The sequence below is a fragment of the Neisseria sp. N95_16 genome (assembly GCF_002551535.2).
Classification (GTDB): Bacteria; Pseudomonadota; Gammaproteobacteria; order Burkholderiales; family Neisseriaceae; genus Neisseria; species Neisseria brasiliensis.
The window spans coordinates 1-22,098 of sequence record NZ_PDBT02000013.1; the positions used below are offsets into that span (position 1 = coordinate 1).

Annotated in this window: 20 protein-coding genes and 2 pseudogenes; 14 read left to right on the forward strand and 8 right to left on the reverse strand. The window is 47.4% G+C overall.

The window, feature by feature from the left end; translation table 11 throughout:
• Nucleotides 1-66: 66 nt before the first annotated feature.
• The 5 genes and pseudogenes from CRG49_RS03345 to gatC all read right to left on the reverse strand — a co-directional run bounded on the left by CRG49_RS03345 (nt 67) and on the right by gatC (nt 3,366).
• Nucleotides 67-420: an HpaII family restriction endonuclease gene (locus CRG49_RS03345; protein WP_095503422.1), complete on the reverse strand. Its 354-nt coding sequence runs from the start codon at nt 418-420 to the stop codon at nt 67-69.
• A 6-nt stretch (nt 421-426) separates the two neighbouring features.
• Nucleotides 427-1,197, reverse strand: a complete 771-nt coding sequence (locus CRG49_RS03350) for an HNH endonuclease (protein ID WP_095503465.1) — start codon at nt 1,195-1,197, stop codon at nt 427-429.
• Between the two features lie 61 nt (nt 1,198-1,258).
• Nucleotides 1,259-1,531 (reverse strand): annotated as a pseudogene (locus tag CRG49_RS03355) (very short patch repair endonuclease); the annotation flags it as partial.
• A gap of 28 nt (nt 1,532-1,559) precedes the next feature.
• A complete protein-coding gene (gene gatA / locus CRG49_RS03360) occupies nt 1,560-3,005 on the reverse strand; it encodes an Asp-tRNA(Asn)/Glu-tRNA(Gln) amidotransferase subunit GatA (RefSeq protein WP_095503424.1) in 1,446 nt (481 codons plus the stop codon).
• Nucleotides 3,006-3,075: 70 nt separating this feature from the next.
• Entirely contained in the window at nt 3,076-3,366 is a 291-nt protein-coding gene (gatC, locus tag CRG49_RS03365) for an Asp-tRNA(Asn)/Glu-tRNA(Gln) amidotransferase subunit GatC (protein WP_095503425.1), read from the reverse strand.
• Between the two features lie 234 nt (nt 3,367-3,600).
• On the opposite strand from gatC, the gene CRG49_RS03370 reads away from it, so the two are divergent.
• The 8 genes and pseudogenes from CRG49_RS03370 to CRG49_RS03405 all read left to right on the forward strand — a co-directional run.
• Complete coding sequence (locus CRG49_RS03370; RefSeq protein ID WP_095503426.1) at nt 3,601-4,641, forward strand: rod shape-determining protein; 1,041 nt, start codon at nt 3,601-3,603, stop codon at nt 4,639-4,641.
• A gap of 15 nt (nt 4,642-4,656) precedes the next feature.
• Nucleotides 4,657-5,508, forward strand: a complete 852-nt coding sequence (mreC, locus tag CRG49_RS03375) for a rod shape-determining protein MreC (protein WP_095503427.1) — start codon at nt 4,657-4,659, stop codon at nt 5,506-5,508.
• Nucleotides 5,509-5,512: 4 nt separating this feature from the next.
• Nucleotides 5,513-6,013: a rod shape-determining protein MreD gene (gene mreD / locus CRG49_RS03380; RefSeq protein ID WP_095503428.1), complete on the forward strand. Its 501-nt coding sequence runs from the start codon at nt 5,513-5,515 to the stop codon at nt 6,011-6,013.
• A gap of 43 nt (nt 6,014-6,056) precedes the next feature.
• Nucleotides 6,057-8,069, forward strand: coding sequence for a penicillin-binding protein 2 (gene mrdA / locus CRG49_RS03385; protein WP_229436969.1), 2,013 nt, complete (start codon nt 6,057-6,059; stop codon nt 8,067-8,069).
• Complete coding sequence (gene rodA / locus CRG49_RS03390) at nt 8,062-9,201, forward strand: rod shape-determining protein RodA (RefSeq protein ID WP_095503430.1); 1,140 nt, start codon at nt 8,062-8,064, stop codon at nt 9,199-9,201. The genes mrdA and rodA overlap by 8 nt, the downstream gene beginning before the upstream one ends.
• Before the next feature lie 3 nt (nt 9,202-9,204).
• A complete protein-coding gene (locus tag CRG49_RS03395; protein ID WP_095503431.1) occupies nt 9,205-9,867 on the forward strand; it encodes a MarC family protein in 663 nt (220 codons plus the stop codon).
• Nucleotides 9,868-10,031: 164 nt separating this feature from the next.
• The gene (locus CRG49_RS03400) at nt 10,032-11,204 is read left to right on the forward strand and encodes a 5-methyltetrahydropteroyltriglutamate--homocysteine methyltransferase (RefSeq protein WP_095503432.1); all 1,173 of its coding nucleotides are present in this window, start codon (nt 10,032-10,034) and stop codon (nt 11,202-11,204) included.
• A gap of 162 nt (nt 11,205-11,366) precedes the next feature.
• Nucleotides 11,367-12,722 (forward strand): annotated as a pseudogene (locus CRG49_RS03405) (aldehyde dehydrogenase family protein); the annotation flags it as partial.
• 266 nt (nt 12,723-12,988) lie between these two features.
• Here CRG49_RS03405 and CRG49_RS03410 read toward each other — a convergent pair.
• Nucleotides 12,989-13,333, reverse strand: a complete 345-nt coding sequence (locus CRG49_RS03410) for a GNAT family N-acetyltransferase (RefSeq protein ID WP_095503434.1) — start codon at nt 13,331-13,333, stop codon at nt 12,989-12,991.
• A gap of 55 nt (nt 13,334-13,388) precedes the next feature.
• Nucleotides 13,389-14,723, reverse strand: a complete 1,335-nt coding sequence (gene ribBA, locus CRG49_RS03415; protein WP_095503435.1) for a bifunctional 3,4-dihydroxy-2-butanone-4-phosphate synthase/GTP cyclohydrolase II — start codon at nt 14,721-14,723, stop codon at nt 13,389-13,391.
• A 226-nt stretch (nt 14,724-14,949) separates the two neighbouring features.
• On the opposite strand from ribBA, the gene CRG49_RS03420 reads away from it, so the two are divergent.
• The gene (locus tag CRG49_RS03420; protein WP_095503436.1) at nt 14,950-15,552 is read left to right on the forward strand and encodes a DUF4230 domain-containing protein; all 603 of its coding nucleotides are present in this window, start codon (nt 14,950-14,952) and stop codon (nt 15,550-15,552) included.
• A 213-nt stretch (nt 15,553-15,765) separates the two neighbouring features.
• Here CRG49_RS03420 and CRG49_RS03425 read toward each other — a convergent pair whose 3' ends face one another.
• On the reverse strand, nt 15,766-16,992 hold the full coding sequence (locus tag CRG49_RS03425) for a uracil-xanthine permease family protein (protein WP_095503437.1): 1,227 nt from the start codon (nt 16,990-16,992) through the stop codon (nt 15,766-15,768).
• Nucleotides 16,993-17,193: 201 nt separating this feature from the next.
• On the opposite strand from CRG49_RS03425, the gene cmk reads away from it, so the two are divergent.
• The 5 genes from cmk to ndk all read left to right on the forward strand — a co-directional run bounded on the left by cmk (nt 17,194) and on the right by ndk (nt 21,926).
• Nucleotides 17,194-17,853: a (d)CMP kinase gene (cmk, locus tag CRG49_RS03430; RefSeq protein WP_095503438.1), complete on the forward strand. Its 660-nt coding sequence runs from the start codon at nt 17,194-17,196 to the stop codon at nt 17,851-17,853.
• 220 nt (nt 17,854-18,073) lie between these two features.
• Complete coding sequence (rpsA, locus tag CRG49_RS03435; protein WP_095503439.1) at nt 18,074-19,756, forward strand: 30S ribosomal protein S1; 1,683 nt, start codon at nt 18,074-18,076, stop codon at nt 19,754-19,756.
• A gap of 11 nt (nt 19,757-19,767) precedes the next feature.
• A complete protein-coding gene (locus CRG49_RS03440) occupies nt 19,768-20,082 on the forward strand; it encodes an integration host factor subunit beta (protein WP_095503440.1) in 315 nt (104 codons plus the stop codon).
• A 153-nt stretch (nt 20,083-20,235) separates the two neighbouring features.
• Nucleotides 20,236-21,378, forward strand: coding sequence for a cell division protein ZapE (zapE, locus tag CRG49_RS03445; RefSeq protein WP_095503441.1), 1,143 nt, complete (start codon nt 20,236-20,238; stop codon nt 21,376-21,378).
• A gap of 122 nt (nt 21,379-21,500) precedes the next feature.
• Nucleotides 21,501-21,926, forward strand: a complete 426-nt coding sequence (gene ndk / locus CRG49_RS03450; protein ID WP_095503442.1) for a nucleoside-diphosphate kinase — start codon at nt 21,501-21,503, stop codon at nt 21,924-21,926.
• Nucleotides 21,927-22,098: the final 172 nt, after the last annotated feature.

Sequence of the window (22,098 nt, forward strand, 5' to 3'; positions counted from 1 at the left end):
AAACTTTTGCTCTGAAATTTTGCTGAACTTTTGATACTTATTTTTTAGTTTCATATTAGGAGCTTATCAGGTTTTTTGATGATTTTGCTTCCTAAGCCCCTTAGCAAAAATAATGTTGTCTGTTTGCTTGAACGACAACCGGCAGTTTTTGCTGTCAAGTAAAGACATTCTTCGGCGGAAGTCTTTTTTACCCCTGCTATTAAGCAAGCTATTGAAGTTGTCTGTAATTTCGTCATTGCAACCTTCAACTTCATAGAGAAAGTTAGCTGTCTTACTTCCAAAAATCAAGACTTTATGACTAATTAAAACTGTTTGCTTACTCTTATCGTACTCATAATTCCTACCTAAGAAATTTTCACTAAAAGGAATCTGAACTGTATCTTCGTTCACTCGTCTTAGGAACTCGAATGAAATAGACATAGAAAATCACCTAGCAATAAATATATGGTTTTGATGATATTTGACAAAAGATAAATCAGGTTCCAGTCTTTCGGGCAGCTTTATTTGCTTACCTTCATAAGGCTTAAACATTTTTTCAAAGCTGTTTGAGTTTACCTGTTTCAATTTGGGCGAAAATATCAGTGTGAAATCGTCATCCAGTGTAAGTAGCCCTCTATCAAATGCCTTATCATGTAAGGCATTCAAACATAAACCGTTTTTAGGGTTTAAACGATTGGCTTCATCAGATTTCCATGGTTTTATATGGCTGGCGACCAATAATTCAGGTAGATTTATACCTGTAATGCAGCATTGGTTGTTATAAGAAGCCAGCACACTAGCACGGAAGAAATCTTGGTTGTTGCGGATAGATACTATCGCCAAGCGTTCCGTGTTTTTTATTTTGAAATCAATTTCTCCAAGAACAGGAGTAGCAGAGTTCTTCTCTATTTCAAACTCCTGTACAACAGAATGAAACTCCTTCTCTAATTTTTCCCATTCTCCTTCAAATTCATCCCAAACTGTTTCATCCATTTTACTCCCATTAATGAGTCCTGAGATTTGTTGTGCTTTTAATGTAGGATCTAAACGTCCTAAATTACCAATTTTCATACCCAATGCGGAAGGGGTTCTTTTAATTAATTCAGCATAGCTTTGAATAACTTTGTTACTTTTGCCAACTTTTTGGAATGGAATTGTGTAATAAAGATATAGAGCAATCAGTGTTTCTTCGCGAGACCAATTTCTTTTCTTATTCATTTTAAATTCCAAATTCAGCTTTCTAAAAATTCAGTCCAAAAGTCTTTTACAAAGGCTTGAGCTTGACTTTAGCTATCCAGAATTCGCGGTTGCTTTTGATATCGGCTTTGCGTATTTCCCAATTCTTGCCGTGCCAAAATTCGCCATCCACAAAAACAGCTACTTTGTACTTCTTAAAGCTGAAGTCAGGTACTCCGAATACGGTTTTATTACTTTTTCTGTAACGCAAACCAAGTTGCCACATGGCTTTTGCTAGCAAAAGCTCGGGCTTTGTTCCCTTGCTTTTGTTGGCCTGCATACATTTTCTGCGTTGTTCGGGGGTTAATCTGTCCATATTTAGGTTCAGTTGCTTCTTACCGCAATTATAGTGGCGATTTGGTATGCCAATCACTATTCTGCTGCATTTGATTGGCTACGCCCAAGATCTTCGCTTCGGTAAAGTAGTTACCAATCAATTGCACACCAATCGGCAGGCCGTCTGAACTGAAACCGGCAGGCAACGTTAAACCAGGCAAACCGGCAAGATTTACAGCGATGGTGTAGATGTCGCTCAAGTAGGTTTCCACCGGTGTGGCGTTGGCACCAAGTTTGGGCGCAGCGGTCGGGGCAGTTGGCGCGAGAATGATGTCGCATTGGGCAAAGGCCGTCTGAAAATCATTGGCCACCAAGCGGCGCAGTTTTTGGGCTTTCAGGTAGTAGGCATCGTAGTAGCCGTGACTCAATACGTAAGTACCGATCATGATGCGGCGTTTCACTTCGCTGCCGAAACCTTCGGCGCGGGTGTTGCTGTACATTTCTTCCAAATCGCCAAATTGAGCGGCGCGGTGGCCGTAGCGTACGCCGTCGTAGCGCGACAGGTTGGTGCTGGCTTCGGCGGAAGTCAATACATAATAAGCTGGGATAGAAAGCTCGGTTTGCGGCAGGCTGACTTCTACCATTTCTGCGCCTTGAGCCTTCAATAAATCAATAGCATTTTGTAAGGCCGTCTGAACATCGGCGCTATTGCCTTCGCCGAAATATTCTTTTGGTAAGCCGACTTTCAAGCCTTTTAACGGCTGGTTCAAATCGCGGGTGTAATCTTCTTTTTCACGTTCCAAGCTGGTGGAGTCGCGCTCGTCAAAGCTGGCCATGGCGTTGAGCAGCAAGGCGCAGTCTTCGGCGGTTTGCGCCATCGGGCCGGCTTGGTCGAAGCTCGATGCATAAGCCACCATGCCGAAGCGGGAAACCACGCCATAAGTTGGTTTGATGCCGGTGATGCCGCAATGTGAGGCAGGTTGGCGGATAGAACCGCCAGTATCGGAGCCCAGCGCGGCAGGGGCTAAACGCGCGGCAACTACTGCGGCCGAACCACCTGATGAGCCACCCGGTGCGTGTGCGGTATTCCAAGGATTTTGCGTGGCACCGTAGAATGAAGTTTCATTGGTCGAGCCCATGGCAAATTCGTCCATATTGGCGCGGCCTAAAGTGACCATGCCTTCATCGAGCAGGTTTTGCACCACGGTAGCGGTGTAAGGTGAAACAAAGCTGTCGAGCATTTTCGACGAGCAGGCAGAACGCCAGCCTTGTTGTACAAAAATATCTTTATACGCAATCGGCACACCGGTGAGCGCGGTGGCATTGCCTGCAGAGATACGGGCATCGGCGGCTTTGGCTTCGGCCAAGGTCAAGCCTTTATCTAAGGTAATGTAGCCGTTGATGGCCGGATTTTTGGCATCGATGGCGACAAGATATTCTTGCGCGAGTTCGACGGCGGAAATTTGCTTGGCTTGCAGCAATTCGCTGGCTTGTTTTAAGGTATATTGAGGCATGATGGTTTCCGAATTTTGTGTTTCAGACGGCCTCTCGTTTGAAATTTATACAGGCCGTCTGAAAATAAATTTATTCTTCGATGACTTGCGGTACGATGTATAAACGATTACGCACTTCAGGCGCAACAGCTTGGTATTCGGCAGCGTGGTCGCTTTCGGTAACGCGATCATCACGTAGGCGCAGCGCGACTTCATGCGGGTGTGCCATTGGATCAACACCATCGGTATCCACGTTTTGCATTTTTTCAACCATGGCGAAAATGTCGTTTAATTCCTTTAAGGTTTGCGTTTGTTCTTCGTTGGTTAAACGCAGACGGGAAAGCTTGGCAATTTTTTCCACATCGTTTAAGGTTAAAGCCATAAAATGTCCTTGTCTGATAGCAAATCCAACCTTTATAAGGTATCATTGCGTTCATCTTCAATGAAATGAAGAATTATAACCGAAAACCCATCAGGGTGGCATGGTGATTTTGGGATGGCTTGGTTTTATTCATTAAATAATGGCAGGCCGTCTGAATTGTTGTGTCTATGTATTCTGAGAAGATTATTTAAAATAACACGTTAGGGGCGGTTGCCCGATATTTCAGGTATTTTCATGTTTCGTTTTTTATCCCGTTTTCTGTCAAATGATATTGCCATCGACTTAGGTACGGCCAATACGCTGATTTATGTGCGTGACCGCGGTATCGTATTGGATGAGCCGTCGATTGTGGCGGTGCAAACTGGTCAGGCCAACAGTAAAGCCAAAATTTTGGCGGTCGGTACCGAAGCCAAAAAAATGCAGGGTCGTGCGCCGCGAAATATTGAGATTATCCGTCCGATGAAAGACGGTGTGATTGCTGATTTTAATATTACCGAACGGATGCTGGGTTTGCTAATTAAAAAGGCGACCGGCGACCGCATGGTGGTACCACCGCGCGTGGTAATTTGTGTGCCGGGTGGCTCGACTCAGGTAGAGCGCAAAGCGATTCGTGATTCTGCATTTGCAGCAGGTGCATCCAGCGTGCATTTGATTGAAGAACCAATGGCTGCGGCTTTGGGCGCAGGTTTGCCGATTGAAGAAACCTCTGGTTCGATGATTGTCGATATTGGCGGTGGTACGACTGAAATCGGCATTTTGTCACTTGGGGGCATGGCTTATTCGGATTCGGTACGCGCCGGCGGAGATGCATTTGATGAAAGCATTGTTCATTATGTGCGCCGTAAACGCGGTGTCTTGATTGGAGAGGCGACCGCGGAAGAATTGAAAAAGAAAATCGGCTCGGCATTTGATGACGATGATATGAGTGCTTTGCGTGTGAAGGGGCGAGATTTGGCAGAAGGTACGCCGAAATCGATTGCGGTTACCACAGATGAAGTTCGAGAAGCATTGAGCGAACCATTAAATCAAATTGTCCGTGCAGTGCGTTTGGCGCTGGAGCAGGCACCACCGGAATTGGCGGGCGATATTGCCGATCGCGGCATTATGTTGACCGGTGGCGGTGCGTTACTCAAAGGCATCGACACTTTATTGGCCGATGCCACCGGGTTGCCGGTCGGTATTGCCGATGAGCCTTTGAATTGTGTGGCTTATGGTGCAGGTAAGGCTTTGGACTATATCGGCAAGTGGGATGCCATTTTTGCTGAAAATCCTTAACCGTAAAGGGTAGGTATGAAACAATCGTCTTTACGGTTTGACGGTGACAATAATAGCCGTAAGCCATTATTTAAGTTGGCGGTTTACGTGGTGTTGGGCATCGCTTTGATGATGCTCGACAGCCATTTTGCCGCCGTTCAATCTATTCGTCAGGTTGGTGCAACCATTTTGTATCCGATACAGTGGTTGGCCAATCAACCTGTGCGACTCTATCAATATGTCGGCAATTTGTCGCAATCTCAGGCTGAGCTTCTGGAGCAAAACCGTATTTTGCAGGAAGAAAATGGCCGTCTGAAAATCCGTTTGCAGCGTGATAAAGTCAACTTAAGCGAATTGAGTGAGTTGAAAAAGCTTTATGGCTTGCAACAGCGCGGCATCAGCGATGTGATTGGTGCTGAAGTGATTTCCAATGGTAAAGATCCACTTTCTGAAAAGCTGATTATCAACAAAGGCAGCAGCAACGGCGTGAAAAACGGTGACGCGGTTATCGATACCGAAGGCTTAATCGGTCAGGTCACTCAAGTGCAGATGAAAAGCTCGGAAATCAGTTTATTGTCTAGCAGTAAAACCATCGTGCCGGTGGTGGTGGAGCGTACCGGTGAACGCAGCTTGCTTTACGGCAGCGGCAGTAAATTGGATTTGCGTTATTTTCCGACGGCCTCTGATTTAAAGCCCAACGATATTTTGTTAACTTCAGGTTTGGATAGTGTGTATCCGGCCGGTATTCCGGTGGCAACGGTCAATCAAGTGGTGCGTGCTTCGGGTACGCCTTATTACGACACGACACTCACACCTTTTGCTGCGCTGCAAGGCAGCCGCTTTGTGCTGGTTTTGCCGCAACATATTTACGCGCCGACGGAACCTTAATTTCATGAACGAATTTGATGATTCTTTCCACGCTGTGCCGTTGAGTATGGTGGTTACCTTTATTGTGGCGATGCTGCTGGATTTCATGCCGTTTCCTTTCGACGTGTTTTTCTGGCTGCCGGAATTAACGGCTTTGACCTTGCTGTATTGGACCATGCAACGGCCGCAAGCTGTCGGTATGGGCGTGGCTTTTGTGGTTGGGCTTTTGGTTGATATCGGTACGGCCGCTTCTTTGGGCTTGCACGCCTTGTCTTATACGATAATGGTGTTTTTTGTGTTGAGCTATCATCGCCAAATTATGCTCTATGGTCATGTGATGCAGATTTTAGTGGTGCTGGCGGCTTTGTTGTGTAATCAAGCTTTGCTTGTTGCTGCGCGTTTGTTCCTAAACCATCAAATCATTACTTGGCAAAGTTTTATTGCGCCATTTATCGGTGCACTGCTTTGGCCTTTGCTCAGTCAATTGATGCTGATTCTGATCAATTTCAGCCGTTCCCGTCGATAAAGTCATGTTGAAACGAAATTTGTCCGCCGAGCCGGTGAAATCTATGCCTAAACCATCAGCCGCCAATGCGTCGCAATCAGATTCTATCTTGCGACTGTTGGTGGTTTTTGTGCTGATTTTAATTTTTTTCGCACTATTATTGGCACGCTTTGTTTATCTGCAAGTAGTGCGCCATGATGACTTTACCGGTCGGGCATCTACCAACCGCATCACCATCATTCCCAAACCGCCCATTCGCGGTGAAATTGTTGATGTCAATGGCGTACCTTTAGCGAAAAATTATCCGGTGTTCTCATTGGAAGTGATTCCAAGTGAAATTGAAGGCAAGATGGATGATTTAATCGAAGCCTTAAGGCAGTATGTCAACATCAGCGAAACGGATTTGAAACGTTTCAAAAAATACCGCGAAACTTATCGTAAATACGAAAATATTCCGCTCAAATTAAAGCTGACGGATGAAGAAGCTGCCAAGTTGGCCGTGCATTTGCATGAGTTTAAAGGGGTTGAAGTCAATTCGCGTACTTTCCGTTCTTACCCTTATGGCGCGTTAACTTCACATTTTGTCGGTTATATCGGTCGTATCAGCGATCGAGACCAAGAAAAGCTAAAAGAAGAAGACTTGACCGCCCTGTATCGCGGCAGCACCCACATCGGCAAATCTGGTTTGGAAAATTATTATGAACACCAGCTGCATGGTGTGCCGGGTTATCAAGAAGTAGAAAAAGATGCCTATGGCAATATCGTCAAAGTGTTGAAAGATGTGCCGCCTAAAATGGGGCAAACTTTGCGCTTAGGCATGGATATCCGCATGCAGCTTGAAGCCGATCGTATTTTAGGCGGCAAGCGTGGCGCTGTGGTGGCGATTAATCCGCAAAACGGTAATGTTTTAGCGTTTGTTTCCAAACCCTCTTTTGACCCGAATTTGTTTATCGATGGCATTGATACGGAGACATGGAAGTCGCTGAATGAAGATTGGCAGCGCCCGTTAATCAATCGTGTGACGCAAGGTCTTTATCCGCCGGGCTCGACGTTTAAACCTTTTATCGGTATGGCTTTTTTGGAAAGCGGTAAGCTGACCCAATCGACAGTATTACCTGCGCCGGGTGCGTGGAGCATTCCCGGTAGCCGACATTTATTCCGCGATGCGGTGCGCAGCGGTCATGGTTCGGCAAATTTGAGCCGAGCGATTCAGGTTTCATCAGATACCTTCTTTTATCGTGCCGGCTATGAATTGGGCATTGATAAAACACATCCTTATCTGGCTGAGTTTGGTTTAGGTGCGCAAACCGGTATCGATTTACCGAATGAATACCGCGGCATCCTGCCAAGCCGTGAATGGAAAGCAAAACGTTTTGCTAAAGCCAAATCGCCATCGGCGCGCGAATGGATGCCGGGGGAAATGGTGTCGGTGAGTGTGGGGCAGGGGTATAACGCTTATACCCCTTTACAGATGGCGCATGCCACGGCCTCTTTGGCTAATGATGGCGTGGTTTACCGCCCGCATTTGGTTAGAGAAATTTTGAATTACAACAATCGGGAAATCACCAAAATCAATCCAGTTCCTGAACGCACCATTCCATTTAAGCACGATAATTTTGAATACATCAAAAATGCGATGGTGAAAGTATTGAAACCGGGCGGCACAGGCCATCGCATCGGTGCAGGCTTGGCCTATCCCATGGGCGGTAAAACCGGTACCGCACAAGTGGTGCAAATTCAGCAGGGTAAATCCTATAATGCGGCCGCTTTGCGCGAGCAGCATCGCGACCACGCATGGTTTATTTCGTTTGCGCCGGTGAATAAACCGGAAATCGCCATTGCGGTATTGCTGGAAAACGGTGGTTGGGGTGCGAATGCAGCACCATTGGCGCGCAGTTTAACCGATTTTTATATGCTGAACGTGAAACAAAATCAGTTTCCGCCTGAATCTGAAGCATGGGTCAAACAGGCAACAATTGGTGTGCAACAAGCCAAACCGGTTCCCCCTTCGATTTTTCAGACGGCCTATCAACATTCTGTAACCTCACAACCGACAAAGGAAACGCATAATGACTGAACCTCAAAGCGTCGGTTGGGCGAAAAAAATCAAGCAAACCGTATGGGCGCCGATTGATCCTTGGCTGTTTTTTGCGATGCTGGCCGTGTACATCATGAGCCTGTTTTTGCTTTATTCGGCCGATGGGCAAGAATTTGGTCAGCTGGAAAACAAAACGCTGCACACGGTTATCGGCTTTATTTTATTGTGGGTTGTCGCGCAAGTCCCGCCCAAAACTATTGCCAAATGGGCGTTGCCGATTTATGCGGTGGGCGTGGTCTTGTTAATTGGCGTTGAAGTTGCGGGCGTAACGGTCAACGGCTCAACCCGTTGGCTTGATCTCGGTATCAGAATTCAGCCGTCTGAAATCATGAAAATTGGTTTGCCGATGATGGTGGCGTGGTTTTTCCAGCGCTTTGAAGGCCGATTGCGCTGGTGGCATTATCTGGCCGCGTTGGGCTTGATGGCGGTGCCGGTGGCGTTGATTTTGAAACAGCCTGATTTGGGCACGGCCACGTTGATTATGGCTTCGGGTCTGTTTGTGGTTTATTTTGCCGGATTGCCGTGGAAAGTGATTTTTGCCGCCATTGTAGGCTTTGTGGCCGTATTGCCCTTAGTTTGGAATTACGGCATGCACGATTACCAAAAAACGCGCGTGTTGACCTTGCTTGATCCGACTAAAGATCCACTTGGCGCGGGTTATCACATTATCCAATCGATGATTGCCATCGGCTCGGGTGGTGTGTGGGGGAAAGGCTGGCTCAATGGCACACAAACGCATCTCGACTATATTCCTGAAGCCACGACTGACTTTATTTTTGCCGTGTTTGGCGAAGAATTCGGTTTAATCGGCAATATCTTATTATTGCTGGTGTATTTGGTGATTTTGGGGCGCGGTTTGTACATTGCCGGCCGCGCACAAACTTTATATAGCCGCACATTGGCCGGCGCGTTGACCATGACCCTTTTCTGCTACGCCTTTGTGAACATGGGCATGGTGAGCGGTATTTTACCGGTGGTGGGGGTGCCATTGCCACTGGTGAGCTACGGCGGCACGGCAACCATTTCCATCATGATGATTTTGGCGTTGTTGATGGGCATTGCCAACGAACAAAAACTACCGCGACCAAAAACAGAAACACAAAAGGGATAAAACATGGAACTCGGTGTTGAAATCACCAAATTAATTGTCGCCTTTATGGTGTTGATTAATCCATTTAGTGCGTTGTCGATTTATCTCGATTTAACCCGCAACCACAGCACACGCGAGCGACGTAAAATTGCCAAAGTGGCGACTTTGTCGGTGTTTATCGTGATTTCAGTTTTTGCCGTCAGCGGCGGTTTGATTTTGAAGCTGCTGGGCATTAGTGTTGGTTCGTTCCAAGTTGGCGGCGGTATTTTGGTGCTGTTGATTGCCATTTCGATGATGAAAGGCGACGACAATCCGGCTAAGCCTGATTTGGGCACCAGTGAAGACAGTGAGATTACGATTACGGCAAAACCTAAAGATAATGTGATGTCGTTTGCCGTGGTGCCGATTGCTATTCCTATGATGATTGGCCCGGGTGGTATTTCTACTGTGATTATTTATGCCTCTGCGGCGCAAAATTATTGGGATGTGGTCAGCATCATTGCTGCCGGATTTTTGATTAGCCTGTTTTGCTATATTGTGTTGATGGCATCGGCAAAAGTCAGCAAATGGCTGGGCGATACCGGTTTGAGCATTCTCAACCGGATTATGGGCATGCTGCTGGCAGCGGTATCAGTGGAAATTATTGTGGCCGGTTTGAAGGCTATTTTCCCTCAATTGGCTGCTTAAGATACAATCAACAAAAGGTTTTCAAGGCCGTCTGAAATATTTCAGATGGCCTTTTTATGAATGAAATTCATGTTTTTTGCGAAAATTAAGCGTTTGATTGTTGTATAGAAGCTTGGGTATAGTGGGACATCTCAATAAAAAATAACGCCAGAGAAGGAAATAACATGACAGAACAAGTAACTTCAAAACGCTTTTTAACCGTAGGCTCATTCCTGCGCCCTGAAGATTTATTGGTTTTCAAGCGTGAAATTGAAAAGCGCGACGACATCCAATATCCGTTTTACGATGAATTGAAAGGCTATAAAGAAGCCGAAGACAAAGCCGTAGCCAAAATCGTGAAAGAGCAGGCCGAGCATCAATTGCCTGAAATCACCGATGGCGAATTTTCGCGCTCGTTGTGGCATTTGGATTTCGTGTGGGGCTTGGCCGGTGTCCGCCGCTTCATTGCCGAACACGGCTACTTTTTCCGCGACAACAATCCTGATGAGAAATACGAAACCCGTCGCGACGTTGGCATTGAATTTACCGACCATGTTTGCTGCAAACACCACGCGTTCATCGACCACTACAAACGCTTAGAAGCCTTGTCGCCTGAAGGCAGCGTGTTGAAACACTGTATTCCGTCTCCTTCGCACATTTATGGCGAATTGGGCATCATGTCGAAAAACATCGGCGGCAAAGTGTATGAGAGCAAAGAAGCCTTGCGTGCCGATTTGGTTGAAGCATACAAAGATTTCTTGCGTGAATACTACGCAGCCGGCGGCAAAATCATTCAGTTTGACGATTGCTTGTGGGAATTGTTTGCTTCCGATAATGAACACAGCCCGTTCAGCGGCCAAGGCTTTACTGCCGAAGCGCAAAACTTGGCACAAGATTTCATCGATTTAAACAATGAAATCATCGCTTTTGCCCACGAATTGGGCTTGAAAGTGTACACCCACAATTGCCGCGGTAACTACGATTCGCGCAACATGGCTGACGGCAGCTACGAAACCATCGCCGATTTGTTCCTGAAAAAACAAAATTACGACCGTTTTTATTTGGAATGGGACGACGAACGCGCCGGCAACCTGACCGCCTTGAAAGCCTTTGCTGATAAACCGGAAGCTGAAGTGGTATTGGGTTTCTTGTCGAGCAAAACCGCTGATTTAGACGATGAAGCGCGTACGCTGAAATTGTTGGAAGAAGCCACGCAATATGTGCCGAAAGATAAATTATACCTGTCACACCAATGCGGCTTTGCGTCTTGTGACGGCGGCAACGAATTGACTGAAGCGCAGCAATGGAAAAAAATCCAGCAAGGTCAACGCATTGCGCGCCAATTCTGGGGTGAGTAAAACCAGCTTAACCAGCTCATCAAGGCCGGCTGAAATATTTCAGACGGCCTTGAACTTTTATTCATCAGGCCGTCTGAACAATATTGCGCTATTTTATCCGGTAACAATTTCAGACGGCCTTCGTTATAATATCGGTTTACCTATAAAAAACACACGCACTCAAAGGAGCACACTTTGTTTCACAGCATAAACGTCGCCAATGGCGAAATGCTTTACCGCCGAGACGCGCAAAGTTGGGATGAATTTTCAACGGCACTGCACCAGCTTCAGCAACGCCAACAGCAATTTGCCGCACTCAATGTCACCGCGCGCACGGCTTTACTGAACAAGTTTGCCGACCGCTTGGCCGACGAGCAAGAGCGCTTGGCGGAAATGGTGTGCGAAGAAGTGGGGAGATGCTTGCATGAGTGTCAGGCCGAATTGAAAAAATCGGTTGAATTAATCCGCTATTATGTGCGACTGGCACCGGAATTGCTTGCGCACAAAACCATCGCTACGCAAGCGAGTTTGAGCCAAGTCCGATTTGAGCCTTTGGGTGTGGTGTTGGCGGTGATGCCGTGGAATTATCCGGTGTGGCAGGTGCTGCGTTTTGCCATTCCGGCTTTGTGCGCTGGCAATGCCTGCGTGGTGAAACCAGCCCCCAGCGTGGCGCGTGTTACTGCCGCTTTGTTTGACATCATCGGTGAAGATTTACCAATGATGCCGGCTTGGCTAAGCCATGACGATACGCTGAAAGCCATTGAAGCTACCGATGCCATGGCGTTTACCGGCTCGACCCATACCGGCCGCCGACTTGCCGCACATGCCGGTATGCATTTGAAGAAAACCGTTTTGGAGCTCGGTGGCAGCAATGCCTTCATTGTGATGCCCGATGCCGATTTGGCGCAAGCGGCAAAAGATGCCTGCTATTCGCGTTTTCGCGATGCCGGCCAATCGTGTAATGCAGCCAAGCGCATCATTGTGACCGAAGCGGTTGCCGGTCAATTTATTCCTTTGTTTTTGGCAGAATGCGATAAGCTGAAAAGCGGCCATCCCAAAGACACCAACACTACGCTTGCGCCTTTGCACCGAGCCGATTTGCGCGATACCGTGCATGAGCAAGTACGAGATGCAATTGCACATGGTGCAGATTGTTTGATGGGTGGTGAAATCCCCGCAGGTAAAGGCTGGTTTTATCCGGCTACGGTCTTGGATCGGGTGAATAAGGCCTGCCGCGTGTATCATGAAGAAGTGTTTGGGCCGGTGGCGATGATTTTGCGGGCAGACAGCGAAGCGCATGCGGTTGAATTGGCCAATGATTCGCCGTTTGGCTTAGGCGCGGCGATTTATTCGGGCAATACCGAGCAGGCTTGGCAATGTGCTGAACACATTCAAGCCGGTTCGGTGTTTATCAACCGCCACACCAGCAGCGATTTGCGCTTGCCGTTTGGCGGCGTAAAAGCGTCGGGCTATGGGCGTGAGTTGTCGGAATTCGGTTTGTATGAATTTGTGAACGTGAAAACGTATTGGCAGAAGTAATTCATAGTTAAAGGCCGAGACATTTACGAAACCTTGTGAATCATCAATAAAAACCAAAACGACCGTCATTCCCGCGCAGGCGAGAATCCATTTTTGAGCATGGCAACTATTGAATAAAATAAGTTTCTGAAATTTTAAGATGGATTCCCGCCTGCGCGGGAATGACGGCGGTTCTTTGTGCTATCATTTTTCAAGGAGTTTTAAAAAGTCTCAGGCCGTCTGAAAGATGATTTTTTCAGACGGCCTTCAAAATAAAATAGATGAAATCAATGCGATAAGCGGCCTTCGCGCGCCAGAATTTGTTCGGCGTAATCGCAACTGGCGGTCAAATTCAAACCGTTTTTCTCGGCTTCCTGAATGGCCGCATTCACCAAATGGCGTGCCAAGCCCTTGCCACGATGTTGTGGCTCGATGCGGGTGTGGGTAATGTCGAGCGTATTGCCAAACGTGCGGTAATCCAATTCGCCGACAATTTCGTCATCGGCCAATAAGACAAATTTTTGCGACTCGATTTGATGCTGGATATTCGGCATGACTTTCTCCTTTGTTATTGAAAATCGACGGGTTGCTTCATCAGTATAAAAGATTTGCCGCAGGGTGCAAGAAAAAATTGAGGCCGTCTGAAATGGTAAGTTTCAGACGGCCTGTTGGCTCAAAAGAATTTAATTACTGATTTTCCGCTTCTTCAAAGCCGACTACTTCTAAGCCAAAGCCGGTTAGGCCGGTGAAAGCAGACGGTTTGCCCAATACGCGCAGCTTGTTGACATTGAGGTTGGCCAAGATTTGCGCGCCGATGCCGTAGCTTTTGCTGTCCCATTTAAAAGCTTGGTTGGCGCCTTTTGGCAAGGTGCGGTCGAGCAGGGACGCGCCGTCTTCTGTGCGGTGCATTAAGATCACCACGCCGCTTTCGGCTTGTTGAATGCGGGTTAAGGCTTGCGGCAGCGACCAAGAATGGCGCGGATTCGGTGAAATAAAATCCATGGCGCTGAATGGCTCATGCACGCGCACTAAGGTTTCGTTTTCGGCAGTCGGTGTGCCTTTGACCAAGGCTAAATGGGTTTCACCGGTTAATTTATCGACGTAAACGTGTTGTTGGAATGCGCCCCACGGTGTGTTGACCGGCGAGTCGCCCATTTCTTCTAACAGGCTTTCGGTGCGGCTGCGGTATTCGATTAAGTCGGTGATGGTGCCGATTTTTAGGCCGTGTTCTTCGGCAAATTTCATCAATTCCGGCATACGCGCCATGGTGCCGTCGTCGTTGATGATTTCACAAATCACCGCTGCCGGAATCAGGCCGCACATTTGCGCCAAATCGACACCGGCTTCAGTGTGGCCGGTACGCGCCAACACGCCGCCTTTTTGCGCGCGCAAGGGGAAAATATGGCCGGGTTGTACGATGTCTTCCGGTTTGGCAGTCGGCGATACGGCGGTTTGAATGGTTAAGGCACGGTCGGCTGCGGAAATGCCGGTGGCGATGCCGTTGGCCGCTTCGATGGAGACGGTAAAGTTGGTGCCGTATTGTGCGCCGTTTTTCTGCGTCATCATCGGCAGACCCAGTTTTTCGACCATTTCTTCGGCCATCGGCAGGCAAACCAAACCGCGGGCGTGTTTAATCATAAAATTGATGGCTTCGGGCGTGACAAATTGCGCGGCCATTAAGAGGTCGCCTTCGTTTTCGCGGTCTTCGGCATCGGTGATGATGACCATTTTACCGGCTTTGATGTCGGCTAAAATTTCTGGAATGGTGGCAATATTCATGGCTTTGCTTTCTTGAGATTCGGAGGGAGTGGGTGTGTGTACGGTGTCGAGCCACATTTCGGGCACGGCGGCATCGCGCTCTATTTTTCGGGCTTTTTTCTCGCCGAAGGATTTGTTTTTCAATAAAGCGGAGAGTTCGCCCTGATTGATGCCGGTTGCCGCAACCAATCGGGCTTGCTGACCGCCGCATTGCTGGTTAATCCATAGTCGCAGATTGTGGCGGCGCAATTCGGTAATGGTCATGGTGTGTCCTGTGTGTGAGAACGTAATTGATTGTAGTCCCAACTTTACCAAAAAGCAAATTTGGTAATATGAGGTATTTATATTACTTTATGGTAATTATTTTAAATAAGAAAACAAGGCCGTCTGAAACGTAAAATTAGGTTTTCAGACGGCCTTTGTGATTGAAATTTTATCAAAAGCAAGCATATTACCATTTGATTTTATTAAAAGTTTTAAGGTTAATGCGATGAAGACATTTTTTCGCGGGCTGCTGGTGTTGTTGTTGGTTGCGGCTGCGGCGGCAGGTGGTTGGTTTTATCATGAACGCGTTGCACAAGAGCGGGCTGAAGTATTGTCGCGCGAAGGGGTGCTGACGCAAATCAAGCAGCTCAACCGCTTGGAAAGCACGGCGTTTTATATCGACACCATTATCCGCACCGAGAAAAAAGGCGACTGGCGCAAGCTGTGGCAGGATGCGCAAAGCGGTTTGTTTATCGTGCGCGGCAAAGTGTTGGCCGGCGTCGATTTGGATAAAATCACTGCTGATAATGTGAACATCATCGATGAAAAAGTCATCGTCAGCTTGCCGGAAGTGGAAATCCTCAGCGTAGATTTGGAAGATATTGAAGTTTACGACATTCAAACAGGTTCGCTGAATATTTTGCCGATGGATAAAACGGTGTTTAAAATTGTGCAAGAGCAGGCGCGCAAGCAGGTGCTCACCAGTGCGTGTAAAGCCGATATTTTGAAGAATGCAACCACGCAAGCGCAACGGCAGCTGGAAGATTTGTTTAGATTGACGCAAACGCAAGTGTCGATTTATCCGGCTGCGGTGCCGGTGTGTAAATAGGAAATGAAAGTGAAAAGGCCGTCTGAAAATGATTTTTTCAGACGGCGTGAGACCTTTGCAAAACCCTAGATTTGAGTACAGTTCAAAGTTGTAGCAGCGCAGAAAGTGAAGACATATCATCAAGATAGGCAAGCTTTCGAGCAGCGCACAACGAAGAAATGTGTCAAAGATAGGGATTTTGCAAAGGTCTCGGCCTTTGTGATACCAATAAAATTATTCAACCGGTGCGGCAGGTTCTTTCGCTGTCGGTAAAATCCAGTTCAGCAAAATCGCCAAAATCGCGCACAAGCCGACACCGGCGAAGCTGAGAGTGCCAAACTTGATAATCATGCCGCCCACGCCGGTAGTGAGTACTGAGCTGACAATCACCAAGTTTTTCGGCTGCATTAAGTCCGCTTTGGCATCAATCAGCGTTTTCAAGCCCAGTGATGCGATGGTGCCGAACAGCAAAATCATAATGCCGCCCATTACCGGCAAGGGGATCGATGCCAAAAATGCATTGAATTTACCGAAAAAGGCCATGCAAATAGCGAAAATGGCTGCCCAAGTCATGATTTTTGGGTTACTGTTTTTGGTGATCATTACCGCGCCGGTGACTTCGCCGTAAGTGGTCACAGGCGGGCCGCCGATTAAGCCGGCCACGCACACGCCCAAGCCGTCGCCGGCCAGCGTTTTATCCAAGCCCGGGTCTTTGGCATAGTCTTTGCCGGTTACGTTGCCGATGGCCATGATGCCGCCGATGTGTTCGATGGCGGGTGCAATGGCGACGGGCAGCATAAACAAAGCCGCTTGCCAGTTGACTTCGGGTGTTTCGAAGTGAGGAACAGCAAACCAAGGTGCGGCGGCAATCGGCGAAGTATCAACCAAGCCCATCATAAGTGCCAAGATGTAGCCCGAAGCCACGCCGATTAAAATCGGAATCAGCTTCATCATTTTGCTGCCGAATACCGACACGACCACGGTCACGGCAAAAGTGAATCCGGCTAAAATCAAAGAATCGCTGTATTCAATGACTTGCTGACCGCCGGATTGACCCATGGCCATTTGGCTGGCAGCAGCGGCAACAGATAAACCGATCACCATAATCACCGGGCCAATCACCACAGGCGGCAATAATTTGTGCACCGCTTCCAAGCCACGCCAGCGAATCAGTGCGGCAAAAATGAAATACATAAAACCGGCGACAAATAAGCCGAACATGGTTGACGGTAAGCCCCATTCGCCGATGGAATAAATAATCGGCGCAATGAAGGCAAACGAAGACCCTAAGAAAATCGGCACTTTGCGTTTGGTGAGCAATTGAAATAAAAGTGTGCCGATACCTGCGCCAAGCAAGGCTAGGGCGGGATTCAGGCCGGTAAGAAGGGGGACGAGTACCATTGCGCCGAACGCGACAAATAAAATTTGTGCGCCGGAAATGGCAAGTTTAAGTTGTTGCATGTTAAATTCCGTGATGATTTTGAAACAATCGGGCGCGATTATACGATGATTCTGGTAGCTTTTGTATCGTCTTTGCATGCAAAGGCCGTCTGAAACCATGAATTTGCGGTCGAGATTGTTTATAATGTCGCTAACGGCCGCAATGGTTGTTCAGATGGTCTTTGCGCTGCCTTCAAACCCAACACGATAAAGAGAACGGATATGTCGGAAAAACAAAAAGTTATTGCCATTGATGGGCCGAGTGCTTCAGGAAAAGGAACAGTTGCATCACGCGTAGCTGCTGCCTTGGGCTTTGATTATCTGGATTCGGGCGCGCTTTACCGCCTGACTGCTTTATATGCCCAAAAAGAAAATGTCGAGTGGACGGATGAAGCCGGCGTAGCCCAATTGGCGGAACGTTTGCCGGCTGAGTTTGACGGCCAAAAAGTATTGCTCAATGGTGAAGATGTTTCCGAGCAAATCCGCACCGAAGCCATCGGTATGGGCGCATCTGCTGTGGCGCAATTGCCGCAAGTGCGTACCGCTTTGTTGCAGCGCCAACGTGATTTCTTAACCGATAAAGGCTTGGTGGCCGATGGTCGTGACATCGGTTCCGTGATTTTCCCTGAAGCGGCATTGAAGGTGTTTTTGACTGCCAGCGCGCAAGTGCGCGCCGAACGCCGCGCCAAGCAAATCGGCTTGCCGTGTGAGGGTGTGGAATTTGACCGCATTCTGTCGGATATCGAAGCGCGTGACGAAGCTGACCGCCGCCGTGCTGTTGCACCGTTGCAGCAATTGCCGGATGCGCAGCTTTTGGATACGACCGAGCTGGGTATCGAAGAAAGTGTAAAAAAAGTGCTTGATTGGTATAGCAAAGTCTGAAAATTGCTGTATAATTCTTTTGCTTGATTTCAGACGGCTTTTTTATCGTAAAAGGCCGTCTGAAAAATTATAGTCGGTTAAAATAAGAAGGCTGTAAAAGTATTTCTACCGCAGCATTTTTATTTTAATCAATTTGATTTTGACGCTTGCCGTGCCAAGGGCGGTGAGCGATGTCTAACTTACCCCGCACCCCTTGGCGGTGTACCGAAAAGAGTTATTTATGTCTATGGAAAATTTTGCTCAGTTATTGGAAGAAAGCTTCACCCTGCAAGAGATGAACCCAGGTGAGGTGATTACCGCTGAAGTAGTGGCAATCGACCAAAACTTTGTGACCGTTAACGCAGGTCTGAAATCAGAATCTCTGATTGATGTAGCTGAATTCAAAAACGCTCAAGGCGAAATTGAAGTTAAAGTTGGTGACTTCGTTACCGTAACCATCGAATCTGTTGAAAACGGCTTCGGTGAAACCAAACTGTCTCGCGAAAAAGCCAAACGCGCTGCCGACTGGATTGCTTTGGAAGAAGCAATGGAAAACGGCGACATCTTGTCTGGCGTGATCAACGGCAAAGTAAAAGGTGGTTTGACTGTGATGATCAACAGCATCCGCGCATTCTTGCCGGGTTCTTTGGTTGACGTTCGTCCAGTTAAAGACACTTCACACTTTGAAGGCAAAGAGATCGAGTTCAAAGTTATCAAATTGGACAAAAAACGCAACAACGTGGTGGTATCACGTCGTGCCGTTTTGGAAGCCACTTTGGGTGAAGAGCGCAAAGCCTTGCTGGAAAATCTGCAAGAAGGTGCGGTTGTTAAAGGTATCGTTAAAAACATCACCGATTACGGTGCATTCGTTGACTTGGGCGGCATCGACGGTTTGCTGCACATCACCGACTTGGCATGGCGCCGTGTGAAACACCCAAGCGAGGTGTTGGAAGTCGGCCAAGAAGTTGAAGCCAAAGTATTGAAATTCGACCAAGACAAACAACGCGTTTCTCTGGGTATGAAACAATTGGGCGAAGATCCATGGAGCGGTCTGACCCGTCGTTACCCACAAGGTACCCGCCTGTTCGGTAAAGTGTCTAACTTGACCGACTACGGTGCATTCGTTGAAATCGAACAAGGTATCGAAGGTTTGGTACACGTTTCTGAAATGGACTGGACCAACAAAAACGTACACCCAAGCAAAGTGGTTCAATTGGGCGACGAAGTAGAAGTGATGATCTTGGAAATCGATGAAGACCGTCGTCGTATTTCTTTGGGCATGAAACAATGTCAAGCTAACCCATGGGAAGAATTTGCTGCCAACCACAACAAAGGCGACAAATTGTCTGGTGCGGTTAAATCGATTACCGACTTCGGTGTATTCGTAGGCTTGCCTGGTGGCATCGACGGTTTGGTTCACTTGTCTGACCTGTCTTGGACTGAATCTGGCGAAGAAGCCGTTCGCAAATACAAAAAAGGCGAAGAAGTTGAAGCTGTTGTATTGGCCATCGATGTGGACAAAGAGCGCATCTCTTTGGGCATCAAACAATTGGAAGGCGACCCATTCGGTAACTTCGTTAGCGTAAACGATAAAGGTGCTTTGGTTAAAGGTACTGTGAAATCTGTTGACGCTAAAGGCGCTGTAGTGGCTTTGTCTGACGAAGTAGAAGCTTACTTGCCAGCAGCTGAATGGTCTAGCGAGCGTGTTGAAGACTTGCGCAATGTTGTGAAAGAAGGCGACGAAGTTGAAGCCGTGATTGCAACTGTTGGCCGCAAAAACCGCAGCATCCGCTTGTCTGTAAAAGCCAAAGACGCTAAAGAAAACCGTGACGCTTTGAACTCAGTAAATTCTGCAGCAACTGCCAATGCCGGTACCACCAGCTTGGGTGATTTGCTGAAAGCCAAATTGTCTGGTGAAGAATAAGGTTACAGACAATGACTAAGTCTGAATTAATGGTTCGTTTGGCAGAGGTTTTTGCCGAGAAAAACGGAAATCAATTGATGGCTAAAGACGTTGAGTATAGCGTGAAAGTTTTGGTAGATACCATGACCCGTTCGCTGGCTCGCGGCCAACGTATTGAAATCCGTGGTTTCGGCAGCTTTGACTTGAATCACCGTCCAGCCCGCGTGGGTCGCAACCCGAAAACCGGCGAGCGTGTGGAAGTGCCTGAAAAGCATGTTCCACATTTCAAGCCAGGTAAAGAATTGCGCGAACGTGTGGACTTGGCTCTGCAAGAGAACGCCAACTAAAAACCTGAGTAAACAAACGCCGCAGAAATGCGGCGTTTTCTCTTATAAATTCAAGCAATAAAGAAGTTTCATACGATAAATGCTTGGAGGCCGTCTGAAATCATTTATAATGGCTGCCATTCAGTTAGAATTAATAAATAATAAGGTTCGGTAATGAGTGATAGAGAAAATCTGTTTGTCCCGCCAAGTTTTGAAAACCACAGTCCGTTGACGTGGTATCAGGCCGCTGCTCAGCAGCCTAATTTTATCCGTGATGAAGCGCAGGCCGTTGCCATTGAGCATTTAGATCGTTTGTGGACTGAATTGATGATGTTCAAACGCAAGCGCAACCGTTTTTTAGGCCGCAGTCTGCGTTCGCCGCAAGTGCCGAAAGGTTTGTATTTTTATGGCGGTGTAGGCCGTGGTAAAAGCTTTCTGATGGATGCTTTTTTCGGCTGCCTACCATATAAACGCAAACGTCGTGTTCACTTCCATGCCTTTATGGCGGAAATTCACCAGCGCTTGAAAGGCTTGAAAAGCGAAGCGAATCCATTGAAAGCCGTGGCTTCCGAGATTTCTCAAGAAACACGCGTTTTGTGTTTTGACGAATTTCACGTCAGCGACATTGCCGATGCCATGATTCTTGGCCGCCTGTTGGAAAATTTGTTAAATGAAGGTGTGGTGTTGGTGGCAACTTCCAACTATGCGCCGTCTGAACTGTATCCGCAAGGGCAAAACCGCAGCAGTTTCTTGCCAACCATTGCTTTGATTGAGTCCAGCCTGACGGTGTTGAACGTGGATGGCGGCGAAGATTACCGCTTGCGCACTTTGAAGCCGGCTGAAATTTTCTTTGTGCCGAGCAATGAAGAAAATGAAAACAAACTGGCCGAATTGTTTAAAGAAATGGCGCATACATCGGAATTGAATCCGGGTATCAGCATCATTCACGACCGTGAAATTCCGCATAAAGCCAAATCAGACAAAGCCATTTGGTTTGATTTCCGTGCCTTGTGCTTTGGTCCGCGCTCACAAGCGGATTATCTGTATTTGGCGGAGAATTACGAAATTGTGTTTGTGTCCGGCTTAGAGCGTTTGACCCCGCTGGAAAAAGCCGAAGCGCGCCGTCTGACGTGGCTGATTGACGTTTTGTATGATTTCCGCGTGAAATTGTGCGCCACCAGTGCAGTCGATGTGAACGATATTTATGTTGAAGGCGATTTTGCCGCAGAATTTACCCGTACCGCCAGCCGTATGGTGGAGATGCAGTCTGAAGTGTATTTAGAGCAGCCGCATTTGACGCTGGGTAAGAAAAAATAAGCATCATTTTTTTGACCGGTCGAAGCTGCTTTTTACCAAAAGCAAATGAAGTTTGGTAAAATAAAGCTTCGTCGAATTTTGAAAAACCCTATTGCAAAATGCAATAAATATAAGGACATGACATGGCTATTGAACGCACCATCTCTATCGTAAAACCGGATGCCGTAGGCAAAAATGTTATTGGTAAAATTTATGACCGTTTTGAAAGCAACGGCTTGAAAATTGTTGCCGCAAAAATGAAACACCTGAGCCAAGAAGAAGCCGAAGGTTTCTACGCAGTGCACAAAGAGCGTCCTTTCTTTGCTGATCTGGTTAAATTCATGACCAGTGGCCCAGTGATGATTCAAGTGTTGGAAGGCGAAAATGCCGTGGCGAAAAACCGCGAGCTGATGGGTGCGACCAATCCTAAAGAAGCCGCTGCTGGCACCATCCGTGCTGACTTTGCTGAATCTATCGACGCGAATGCCGTACACGGTTCTGACAGCTTGGAAAACGCTGCCATCGAAATCGCTTACTTCTTTAATGATAGCGAAATCTGCCCTCGTTAATTGACGCATTGTCGATTTATTTGAGGCCGTCTGAATGATTTTCTGAATGCAACTTGTATTCAGGAAAACAGGCAGACGGCTAAAAGACTTTGTCGGATAGGTTTCAGACGGCCTTTTATCAAAGGTAGGCCGTCTGAAAATAACAAAATAACAAGCTTTTAAATTAAAGCTG

Bases quoted from the DNA above. Each gene is read 5' to 3' on its own strand.
- CRG49_RS03345 (WP_095503422.1), bottom strand. From the start codon at position 420: ATGTCTATTTCATTCGAGTTCCTAAGACGAGTGAACGAAGATACAGTT.
- CRG49_RS03350 (WP_095503465.1), bottom strand. From the start codon at position 1,197: ATGAATAAGAAAAGAAATTGGTCTCGCGAAGAAACACTGATTGCTCTA.
- gatA (WP_095503424.1), bottom strand. From the start codon at position 3,005: ATGCCTCAATATACCTTAAAACAAGCCAGCGAATTGCTGCAAGCCAAG.
- gatC (WP_095503425.1), bottom strand. From the start codon at position 3,366: ATGGCTTTAACCTTAAACGATGTGGAAAAAATTGCCAAGCTTTCCCGT.
- CRG49_RS03370 (WP_095503426.1), top strand. From the start codon at position 3,601: ATGTTTCGTTTTTTATCCCGTTTTCTGTCAAATGATATTGCCATCGAC.
- mreC (WP_095503427.1), top strand. From the start codon at position 4,657: ATGAAACAATCGTCTTTACGGTTTGACGGTGACAATAATAGCCGTAAG.
- mreD (WP_095503428.1), top strand. From the start codon at position 5,513: ATGAACGAATTTGATGATTCTTTCCACGCTGTGCCGTTGAGTATGGTG.
- mrdA (WP_229436969.1), top strand. From the start codon at position 6,057: ATGCCTAAACCATCAGCCGCCAATGCGTCGCAATCAGATTCTATCTTG.
- rodA (WP_095503430.1), top strand. From the start codon at position 8,062: ATGACTGAACCTCAAAGCGTCGGTTGGGCGAAAAAAATCAAGCAAACC.
- CRG49_RS03395 (WP_095503431.1), top strand. From the start codon at position 9,205: ATGGAACTCGGTGTTGAAATCACCAAATTAATTGTCGCCTTTATGGTG.
- CRG49_RS03400 (WP_095503432.1), top strand. From the start codon at position 10,032: ATGACAGAACAAGTAACTTCAAAACGCTTTTTAACCGTAGGCTCATTC.
- ribBA (WP_095503435.1), bottom strand. From the start codon at position 14,723: ATGACCATTACCGAATTGCGCCGCCACAATCTGCGACTATGGATTAAC.
- CRG49_RS03420 (WP_095503436.1), top strand. From the start codon at position 14,950: ATGAAGACATTTTTTCGCGGGCTGCTGGTGTTGTTGTTGGTTGCGGCT.
- CRG49_RS03425 (WP_095503437.1), bottom strand. From the start codon at position 16,992: ATGCAACAACTTAAACTTGCCATTTCCGGCGCACAAATTTTATTTGTC.
- cmk (WP_095503438.1), top strand. From the start codon at position 17,194: ATGTCGGAAAAACAAAAAGTTATTGCCATTGATGGGCCGAGTGCTTCA.
- rpsA (WP_095503439.1), top strand. From the start codon at position 18,074: ATGTCTATGGAAAATTTTGCTCAGTTATTGGAAGAAAGCTTCACCCTG.
- CRG49_RS03440 (WP_095503440.1), top strand. From the start codon at position 19,768: ATGACTAAGTCTGAATTAATGGTTCGTTTGGCAGAGGTTTTTGCCGAG.
- zapE (WP_095503441.1), top strand. From the start codon at position 20,236: ATGAGTGATAGAGAAAATCTGTTTGTCCCGCCAAGTTTTGAAAACCAC.
- ndk (WP_095503442.1), top strand. From the start codon at position 21,501: ATGGCTATTGAACGCACCATCTCTATCGTAAAACCGGATGCCGTAGGC.